Genomic DNA, 9177 nt, shown 5'->3' on the forward strand with positions numbered 1-9177 from the left:
CATTGGCTTCTGTGCTCTTGGCATGCCCCCTCATCCGCCTGTCGGCACCTTCTCCCCAAGGGGGAAGGGGTGTCGCGGCATATCGGCCTTACACGTTCCGCTTCAACCACTCTTGAATGACCGGCACATCGGCATCGTCAAACTCGTGGCCGGCGGGCACCATCGCAAGCTCGACCGTTGCGCCGCCATCACGCAGGCGTTCGGCGAGAGGCTGGGCGTATGGCCCATAGAGATCCTTCTCGCCGGCGACCACCAGCACATCGGCATCCGACATATCCGTGACAGGCGGATTTTCAAGCACTGCCATGGAGCGCAGCAGCACCGCGCGGCGGATAAGATGCGGCTGGAGCGACAGCATGGCGTTCAGCAGGTTGGCGCCGTTCGAATAGCCGATATAGACGATGCGATCCGGGTCGAGCCCGTAGGCATGGATCGCGCCATCGATGAAGGCGGCAAAGGCTTCGGCTTCGCTCATGATATCGGCCTGATCGAAAGACATCGGACCGTTGCGGCGGAACCAGCGCGGCGCACCTTCCTCGAGCGCACGGCCTCGTACCGTGAGCAAGGTCGCATCGGCGTCGATCTTATGGCCGAGCGGCAGCATCGTCGTTTCGTTGGCGCCTGAGCCGTGCAGCAGGACAAAGACATTCCCGTTCGGCTGCTCGGGCGTGAAGAAGCGATGGATGAAGGGCAGATCGCGATAGATGACGCGCGGTTCGCCGGGCATGGAGAACTGCGGCAGGATCACGTTCAGCTCAGCCAAAAGCTTCGGACTGTCGCCGGGAGCGAAGAGACGCGTGCCAAGCGTTGTCTCGTCCTCGTCGATCAACATGCCGGGTGCGTCCGTTGCAAGTTCGAACAGGATACGGCCGGGTTCGCGGACGTAGAGCGAGCGGAAATACTTGCGGTCATGCATCGTCGTCGGCCCGGAATTGATTGCCTGCAGTGCTGCATGGACCGACTGCAATTCCGCATCGTCGCTGGCGCGAAAGGCGACATGATCGACCGTGCCCGTGCCCGGAGCGCTGGCCCAGAAGCCGCGTGCATCGCGGACGTCGAGGATATCGCCCGATACGGAGACGAGCCGGCTGATCGCTCCGCTGGTTGCGAGCGGCTGGTAGCCGAAGTGATCGATCAGAATCGCCTGTGTTTCCTCCGGTGTTTCGCTGAACAACGTCGCGCCACGGATACGACGAATGGCATGCTCTTGCGGAATGCTGTCGCTCCTCCATGAAGCCGTTGCCTGCAGAGCATTGGTCCCGACGAGCTTGACGATGACGCCGTCCGGGTCCTTCAGCCGCAGAACCGGTTCGCCGAATTCCTCGGAAGGACCTTCCGGCCTGAGGCCGGCGCTCAGGGCGCGGGTTAGCCAGAAGCCGATACTGGCCGGATCGATGGCAAGCGAGATTTCGCCGACCTGACCGACGCCGGCGCGGCCGGGCGCACCGTCCTCCCAGACAAGAAAGGTGATGAGCGAGCCGGGCGAGCCTGTGGCGTCGCCATAGATGAGATGAAGCTGCGTGGCGTCCTCGAAACCGCCGGTGCGTTTGACGAGACGCAGGCCGAGGAAGCCGACGTAGAAATCGACATTCGCCTGGACCTTGCGGGTGATCAGCGTGATGTGATGGATGCCGGCGACCATGGGATGCTCCAGACTGTTATTCGTTCTGGTTGCTATTTAGGTCGGGGCTATTGTTCAGTGCAATGCGGCCTTTATGGAGACACTGTTCACAAAAGGCGCTATTGCCTGAATCGGCGAGCGGCGCGTTTCAATGCTCGCCGAGGCTGTCTTCCGGCGATTTTCGGCGATGGCCGCTGATCTCGGAGCCGGCGCTGCGCGAAAAGCTGGCGTTCCAGATCACCGCGAGCAATGCAATGGCTGTGACGACGATGAAGGCGACGGAGAAGTCGATCATCTCGGCTTTAGCCTGGCCGCGGAATTGCATCGAGCCATGCAGTGCTAGCGCTGCGACGCAGATGCCGAGCGAGAGCATCAGCTGCTGGAAGGTCGAGTAGAAGCTGGTGGCGATGCTCATGCGGTCCCGTTCGATCTCGTCATAGGCGATCGTGTTGTAGGCCGTGAACTGAAACGACATGAAGAAGCCGCAGAAGAACAGGATCACGAAGATGACGGGCAGCGGCCAGTCCGGCTTGAAGATGGCGCACATGCCATAGCCGAGCGTGCCGATGAGGCCAAAGATGATGAGGGCGGTGCGGAAGCCGAGCGTACGCAGAATGCGAACCTGGAAAGGCTTCATCGCCATGGAGCCGAGTGCCGTCGCAATGGCGATCTGACCGGCGGCGGCGGCCGAAAGGCCGAAGCCGAGCTGCAGCATCAGCGGGATCAGGAAGGGATGAGCGCCCTGGCTGATACGCGTCAGCGATCCGGCGATTACGGAGGTGCGGAAGGTCGGCACCTTCATCAGCGAGAAATCCATGATCGGCGAAGGATGCCTGCGGGCGTGGCGCAGATAGGCGATGCCGAACAAGAGGCCGATGGAGATCAGAAAGACGGCGAGATAGCCTTCGCCTTCGCGGCTCGACATTTCGAAGCCGAAAAGCAGCGATCCCAGCGAGATGCCCGAGAGGATGAAGCCCGAGAGATCGAAGCGGCCGGTGCGCGGGCCTTTCACCTCCTCGATGAACATGGTCACCAGGACGAAGCCGATGATGCCGATCGGTACATTGATGTAGAAGATCCAGCGCCAGTCGAGATAGGTGACAAACATGCCGCCGACCGGCGGGCCGAGGATGGGGCCGACGAGCGCAGGGATCAGCAGCCAGGACATGGCGTTGACCATGTCCTTGCGGGCGACGCTGCGCATCAGCACGAGACGGCCGATCGGCAGCATCATGGCGCCGCCGAGGCCTTGCAGAAGCCGTGCGAGGACGAGGAAGAACAGGTTCGGCGCCTGCGCGCACAAAAGCGAGCCGAGAACGAAAACCGCGATGGCGGACCGGAAGACAGTCCGCGATCCGAAACGGTCGGCGATGGCGCCGCTGGCGGGAATGAAGATCGCGAGGCTGAGAAGATAAGATGTCAGCGAGATACTCATGGCCGGCGCGCTGACGCCGAAGTCTCTCGCCATGGTCGGAAGGGCTGTCGCAAGCACGGTCGCGTCAAGCTGTTCCATGAACATCGCACTTGCTACGATAAGTGCCACTACACGAAAATTCGGTGCAGCCCTCCGGGTGGGGGCAGCCTGGAATATCTGATCCGACATTGTCGGGGATCGCTCTCGATGGTGCGGTGGGGTCCGAAGACAGAACCGCAAGTCTGGTCATGGCGCGAAGGCCTATTTGAACGGCGGCTTGTATACTCCTGCTTGCGCGCGATTGCTATATCAGAAATCGCAAATCCTATTGATCAAAATGGAAAAAATGCCTCACATACGCGTGATTGCGGCAGTAAATGAACGCCGGATGAATAAACGATACTAAATGGCGTCGAACGGCTCACGCTTGGTTTTGCGGCGTAAGACAATGTGCTCGCTTTGAGGCCTGTCAGGCGCAAAAGACCGGCGCCGACGATGTCTGCGCCGGTTTGATTCAGTGTTCATGCGGACTTGCCGTGATCAGTAGCCGGCCGCCAGTCCGGAGCCGGCACGGCTGTCCATGGCACCGTTATAGCGGGCACCGCCGCCCTTGGCGATGTCGCTCAGGCTCTTGCCGCCGACGAGAATGCCGGCTGCCTTGCCCCAGATCGGCCAGCTATTGTCGACCTGAACCGTGTAGCCCATGCCGGTCAAAAGCTTGATCGTGTCGGGCGAGAGCGCACGCGGCTCCATATAGACCTTGTCCGGCAGCCATTGGTGATGAATGCGCGGGGCGTCGATCGCTTCCTGAATGTTCATGCCGAAATCGATGACATTAATGATCGCCTCCAGCGTAATGGTGATGATGCGCGAGCCGCCGGGGCTACCGATCACCATGAAGGGTTTGCCGTCCTTGGCGATGATGGTCGGGCTCATGGAGGACAGTGGCGTCTTCTTCGGCTGGATCGCATTGGCCTCGCCCTGCACCAGGCCGTAGAGATTGGGAACGCCGGGCTTGGAGGTGAAGTCGTCCATCTCGTTGTTCAGAAGGATGCCGGTGCCGGGTGCGACGACGCCAGCGCCGAACGAGCCGTTCAGCGTGTAGGTGACGGCGACGGCATTGCCGTCATTGTCGATGATCGAATAATGCGTCGTCTCGTGGCTTTCGCCGAGGCCCTTGGGCATCAGTTCCTTGGAGACGCCGGCCTTGTAGGGGGAGATGCCGTCGCGGATCTTCTGGGCATAGGCCTTGTCCAGCAGCTTGCTGACGGGATTGTCGACGAAATCGGGATCGCCGAGGGCCGAGTTGCGGTCGACATAGGCGTAGCGCATGGCTTCGACCATGTAGTGGAGCGTGTCGGCCGAGGCGTAGCCGGTATAGGATAGCGGATAGCCTTCCAGCACGTTGAGGATTTCGCAGATGATGACGCCGCCGGAGGAGGGCGGCGGCGAGGAAATGATCTGGTAGCCGCGATAGTCGCACTTCACAGGTTCGAGTTCGCGGACCTTGTATTGCTCGAAATCCTGGTTCGCGAGAATGCCACCCTTGTCCTGGCTTGCCTTGACGATGGCGTTGGCAACCGGCCCCTTGTAGAAGCCGTCCGGTCCTTGATCCGAAATGCCGGAGAGGGTGCTGGCGAGGTCGGGCTGTGTGAGCTTGTCGCCTGTCGCGAAAGGTTTTCCATCCGCCTTGGTAAAGATGGCGGCGGCGGCCGGGTCGCGCGCGAGCCACTTCCTGCCATCGTTCAATTCGGCGGCATCCGCCTGATTCAGCGTGAACCCTTCCTTGGCGTAGCGAATGGCCGGCGCCATCAGATCCTGGCGGGATTTCGTGCCGTATTTCTCGCGGGCGGTCTCGAAGCCCATCACTGAGCCGGGAACGCCGACGGCGAGATAGCCATCGGTGCTTGCGCCTTTGACGACATTGCCCTTGTCGTCGAGATACATGTCCTTCTTGGCCGCCAGCGGCGCGCGCTCCCGGAAATCGAGGAAGTCCGTCTTGCCGTCGCGCATGCGGATGGTCATGAAGCCGCCGCCGCCGATATTGCCGGCGGTTGGATAGACCACCGCCAGTGCATAGCCGACCGCGACGGCTGCATCGACAGCATTGCCGCCGTTTTTCAGCACCTCCACACCGACATCGGTGGCGAGATGCTGGGCCGTGACCACCATACCATGCTCCGCCTCGACGGGCGGCGGCGCGGCGGCCCTGGCCGTGACTGAAAAGAGAGCGAATGTGACCAGCGTGACCGATGAGATCGCCCGTTGGCGGAATTGGCGCATCATGATGCCTCCCGTTATTATCTTGGGAACAAAAAGCCCATCGTTCAAATGGGGCTTTGTGTGGAAATGGCGATATCCGCAGTTGCAAATTTTCGAGGTTCCATTGCGATCCGAGCCGGCAATGGATCTCCGGGTTTTCGCCGGGATCAGCCGCGGCTTATGGCAGATGCGGCGCCAGCATGACGATGTCGAGTAAATGGAACCGTCGAACTGCCCTGTTTTTCTCTACAAGCGTAAGAATGCGTGTCAGCTTGACCTCTGCAATATTTCTTTTATTAGTTGATTCTACTTTAGTGTCTCTTCAGTCGAGGCGCGAGTATTGCGTGGAGGATAGCGGTGGCCGTGACGAAGCTTGAGCGGTGGAAGAGCGAGCGCATGACGAAGGCCAAGCCGCTCGTCGTTTCTGAAAAGACGCATGTCATAGAAATCGAGTGCAGCCATTGCAGCCGCCATTTCTTTCGATGGACATCGACGGCGGCTGCATATTGGCGCTGCGACGATTGCAGCGCCACCGTGTGATCAGGGCATGCTGCGCGAGCCTATATGATCAGGATGGCGCGGAAGTCGTTGACATTCGTTCCCGTCGGGCCGGGCACGAACAGATCGCCGATCGCGTTGAAGGCCGTCCAGGCATCGTTGTTTGCCAGCATTTCAGCCGGCACCAATCCCACTTTGCGCAGCCGCGTCACCGTGCCCGCATCGGCAAAGGCGCCGGCATTGTCCTCGCTGCCGTCAATACCGTCCGTGTCGGCGGCCATAGCATGAATGCCGCTGTGGCCGTCGATGTCGATTGCCAGCGATAGCAGAAATTCAGAGTTTCGGCCGCCCTTGCCCTTGCCTTTCAGCGTCACCGTCGTTTCTCCGCCGGAAAGCAGCACGATCGGCTTGGCGAAGGGGCGATTGCGATGAAGCACCTCACGGGCGATGGCGGCATGAACATGGGCGGCTTCACGGGTTTCGCCTTCGATGGCGTCGGAGAGGATGGCGGCTTCGATACCGGAAGCACGCGCCACTTCGGCGGCAGCTTGCAGCGAGACGCCGGCGGATGCGATGAGATGGACTTCATTGCCGGCAAAGCGCGGATCGTCAGGGCGCGGCGCATCGGCCTCTGCCTTCTCGATATGGGCAAAAACGACCGGCGGCAGTTCGATGCGGTAGAGGCGAATGAGATCGAGCGCTTCGGCGCGCGTGCCGGCGCCCGGCACGGTTGGGCCGGAGGCCACGAGAGCTGGATCATCGCCGGGGATGTCAGAGACGACGAGGGAGACGACTTTGGCAGGGTGGGCTGCCGCCGCGAGCCGCCCGCCCTTGATGGTCGACAGATGCTTGCGAATGACATTCATCGCCGAAATCGGCGCACCGGAGGCAAGCAGCACCTTGTTGACGGCGATCTCATCGGCGAGGCTCAGAGCGCCTGCCGGCGAAGGCAGCAGCGCCGAGCCGCCGCCCGATATCAGGGCGATCACCAGATCGTCCTCGGTGAGACCTTCCACCCGTTTCAACAATCGGCGGGAGGCGATGAGACCTGCTTCATCTGGCACCGGATGGGCGGCCTCGATGATCTCGATCTGGCGGCAGGGGACGGAAAAGCCGTATCGCGTTACCACCAGACCTTCCAGCGGACCTTCCCAGCATTGTTCCAGCGCGGCTGCCATCTGAGCTGAGCCCTTGCCGGCGCCGATGACGATCGTCCGGCCCTTCGGCCTCGCCGGCAGATGCGTGCGTATGCCCGTCAGAGGATCGGCGGCGCGAACGGCGGCATCGAACAGCGAGGTCAGGAAGGCGCGGGGATCGGAAACGGTCATGTCGAACTGCCTGTCTGCTAGAGCGTTTGTACACAATTCCGGACGGAAAACCGCTACGCATTTTTCCCGGAATTGCTTCTGAGAGCCTGTAACCATTTGGTGGCTTAACCAGCTGGAAGACGCAAGGGGCGGCAACTGCAATTGTGTCCTGCGCGATGAACCCCTATGTAGAGGAAAATGGTTTCCCGCTTTTATTTCAAGGATTTTCGACATGGCCGAACTGAAAGTGAAGACGAGGCAGACGGGCGCCACCGCCACGGTCGGCCGCACGGGTTTTCCGCATGTGACCTCGGTGACGGGCGGTGAGATCGACATCGTCACTTCGCCGTCGCAGCCTGGTTTCAACCCGCTCGATCTGCTTTATTCTTCGCTGTCCGCTTGCCTGGTCTTAAGTGCCCGCATGGCTGCAAGCAGCCTCGGCGTGCTCGACAAGCTCACCGAAGTCACCGCCGTCGTGACGGGCGAAAAGGCGACCGAAGGTCTCTCCCGTGTCGAAAAGTTCAACATCGCCTTCACTATCAAGGGCGATTTTGGCGACGAGATCCGTAACGCGATCGCCCATGCCGCCGAAGATGAGATCTGCACGGTGAGCAACACGATTCGCGGCAATCCGCAGTTTTCGACTGTCATTTCGGGGTGAGTTTTGGTCTATCCCGCCCTTGCGGGCGGGATAGCAAAATCAGCAATTAGCCGGGAGGCTAAGTGCTAGATTTTGCAAGGGAGGGGGTAGACAGGGACGCACCGGCTTGCCGGACGTAGAACGAGCAAGACGCGGCCCCCCGCTCTTGCAATTTCAATGGCTTAGAAATTGCGCAAGGCATTCGGGAGCGTGGAACGTTCTGTTCCGCAATTCCTAAACATGGGGTAATCGCGGTCGCGATCTCCCCGGCTCTTTTCCAAGATGATGGTGGAACGGGTGGTTGCCCCCGATAAGATGGAAAAGCGGGCTCACGATTGGCACCGGGCCCAAACATCGAATGGAGGCAACCGTGGACCAATATATCGGGCTGGACGTTTCATTGAAAGATACTGCGATCTCGATCCGACAGGACGGGAAGCGGATCTGGCGGGGAAAGTGCCCTTCGGACCCAAAACTTCTGGCGGAGATGATCCGCAAACACGCCCCTCACGCCAAGCGCGTTGTGTTCGAGACGGGGCCGCTGTCGACGTGGTTCTATCATGCGCTGACAGCCGAGGGGATACCGGCGATCTGCATCGAGGCACGACATGCGCAAAAGGTCTTGAACGAGACGCTCAACAAGACCGATGCCAATGATGCGGACGGCTTGGCGCAACTTGCCGAAGCCGGCTTCTACAAGGCGGTCCGGGTAAAGGCGTTCGATAGCATGCTGACACGCACGCTGATAGGAGGCCGTAATCAGCTCCTGAGCATCTCAACCCAGCTTAGCAACCAGATTCGCGGTCTGATGAAGACGTTCGGTCTCCTCGTCCCCAAAGGAAGAGGACGGGTGTTTGATGGCAATGTCAGGGAACTCGTAGATGGGAATGACGGCTTGGCAAGGATCATATTGCCTCTGCTTGAGGCGTGGCGCGACATACGCAAGTGCGCGGCCGATCTTGATCGCCAGTTGCTCGCGGCGGCGCGCGAGAGCCAGGCTGCGCAGCTGTTGATGACAATTCCGGGCATTGGTGCAGTCACGGCCGTCTCCTATGTCGCAGCGATTGAAGATCCAGAAAATTTCCGGACGTCGCGCTCGGTTGGCGCTTGGCTCGGGCTGACAACGCGGCGCTACCAGTCAGGCGAGGTCGATTATGACGGCCATATCTCGCGAAGAGGCGACCCCCATCTGCGCGGGCTGCTTTATGAAGCGGCGACGGTGATTCTCACGAGAACCAGTGCCAGGAACGAGAGCAGTCTCAAAAGCTGGGGGCTTAAGCTGCGTGAGCGGTTGGGATTCAAGCGCGCTGCAGTGGCGGTCGCGCGAAAGCTTGCCGTCATCATGCACAGCATGCTCAAGACAGGAGAGGTGTTCAACACATCGGCCGGCACCACCCCATAAGCGAAGTGTCAGCCTTCTTCCCTCAGCGCGACA

At 60.5% G+C, this 9177-nt stretch carries 7 protein-coding genes; 3 read left to right on the top strand and 4 right to left on the bottom strand.

What is annotated here, in order from left to right:
• Positions 1–88: 88 nt before the first annotated feature.
• From Q4Q11_RS04370 to ggt, 3 genes are all read right to left on the bottom strand, one after another.
• Positions 89–1642: a VOC family protein gene (locus tag Q4Q11_RS04370; RefSeq protein WP_498568761.1), complete on the bottom strand. Its 1554-nt coding sequence runs from the start codon at positions 1640–1642 to the stop codon at positions 89–91.
• A gap of 127 nt (positions 1643–1769) precedes the next feature.
• The gene (locus Q4Q11_RS04375) at positions 1770–3224 is read right to left on the bottom strand and encodes an MFS transporter (RefSeq protein ID WP_113222781.1); all 1455 of its coding nucleotides are present in this window, start codon (positions 3222–3224) and stop codon (positions 1770–1772) included.
• A 351-nt stretch (positions 3225–3575) separates the two neighbouring features.
• Complete coding sequence (gene ggt / locus Q4Q11_RS04380; protein ID WP_498568765.1) at positions 3576–5318, bottom strand: gamma-glutamyltransferase; 1743 nt, start codon at positions 5316–5318, stop codon at positions 3576–3578.
• Between the two features lie 336 nt (positions 5319–5654).
• On the opposite strand from ggt, the gene Q4Q11_RS04385 reads away from it, so the two are divergent.
• Positions 5655–5837 (top strand): hypothetical protein, encoded by a 183-nt coding sequence (locus tag Q4Q11_RS04385; RefSeq protein ID WP_113222784.1) that lies wholly within the window; start codon positions 5655–5657, stop codon positions 5835–5837.
• A 20-nt stretch (positions 5838–5857) separates the two neighbouring features.
• Here Q4Q11_RS04385 and Q4Q11_RS04390 read toward each other — a convergent pair whose 3' ends face one another.
• Positions 5858–7123: a glycerate kinase type-2 family protein gene (locus tag Q4Q11_RS04390; protein WP_498568762.1), complete on the bottom strand. Its 1266-nt coding sequence runs from the start codon at positions 7121–7123 to the stop codon at positions 5858–5860.
• 211 nt (positions 7124–7334) lie between these two features.
• Here Q4Q11_RS04390 and Q4Q11_RS04395 point away from each other — a divergent pair, with 211 nt between their 5' ends.
• Positions 7335–7763 carry an OsmC family protein gene (locus Q4Q11_RS04395; protein ID WP_112503365.1) on the top strand — a complete coding sequence of 143 codons (429 nt, stop codon included), beginning with the start codon at positions 7335–7337 and terminating at the stop codon, positions 7761–7763.
• Positions 7764–8112: 349 nt separating this feature from the next.
• On the top strand, positions 8113–9144 hold the full coding sequence (locus Q4Q11_RS04400) for an IS110 family RNA-guided transposase (RefSeq protein ID WP_498568763.1): 1032 nt from the start codon (positions 8113–8115) through the stop codon (positions 9142–9144).
• The last annotated feature ends 33 nt before the right edge of the window (positions 9145–9177 follow it).

The organism is Rhizobium sp. UFLA01-1127 (assembly GCF_059803845.1).

What these genes read in the sequence shown, in the direction of transcription:
- Q4Q11_RS04390 (WP_498568762.1), bottom strand. Translation starts at nt 7,123, where the DNA reads ATGACCGTTTCCGATCCCCGCGCCTTCCTGACCTCGCTGTTCGATGCC.
- ggt (WP_498568765.1), bottom strand. Translation starts at nt 5,318, where the DNA reads ATGCGCCAATTCCGCCAACGGGCGATCTCATCGGTCACGCTGGTCACA.
- Q4Q11_RS04375 (WP_113222781.1), bottom strand. Translation starts at nt 3,224, where the DNA reads ATGTCGGATCAGATATTCCAGGCTGCCCCCACCCGGAGGGCTGCACCG.
- Q4Q11_RS04370 (WP_498568761.1), bottom strand. Translation starts at nt 1,642, where the DNA reads ATGGTCGCCGGCATCCATCACATCACGCTGATCACCCGCAAGGTCCAG.
- Q4Q11_RS04395 (WP_112503365.1), top strand. Translation starts at nt 7,335, where the DNA reads ATGGCCGAACTGAAAGTGAAGACGAGGCAGACGGGCGCCACCGCCACG.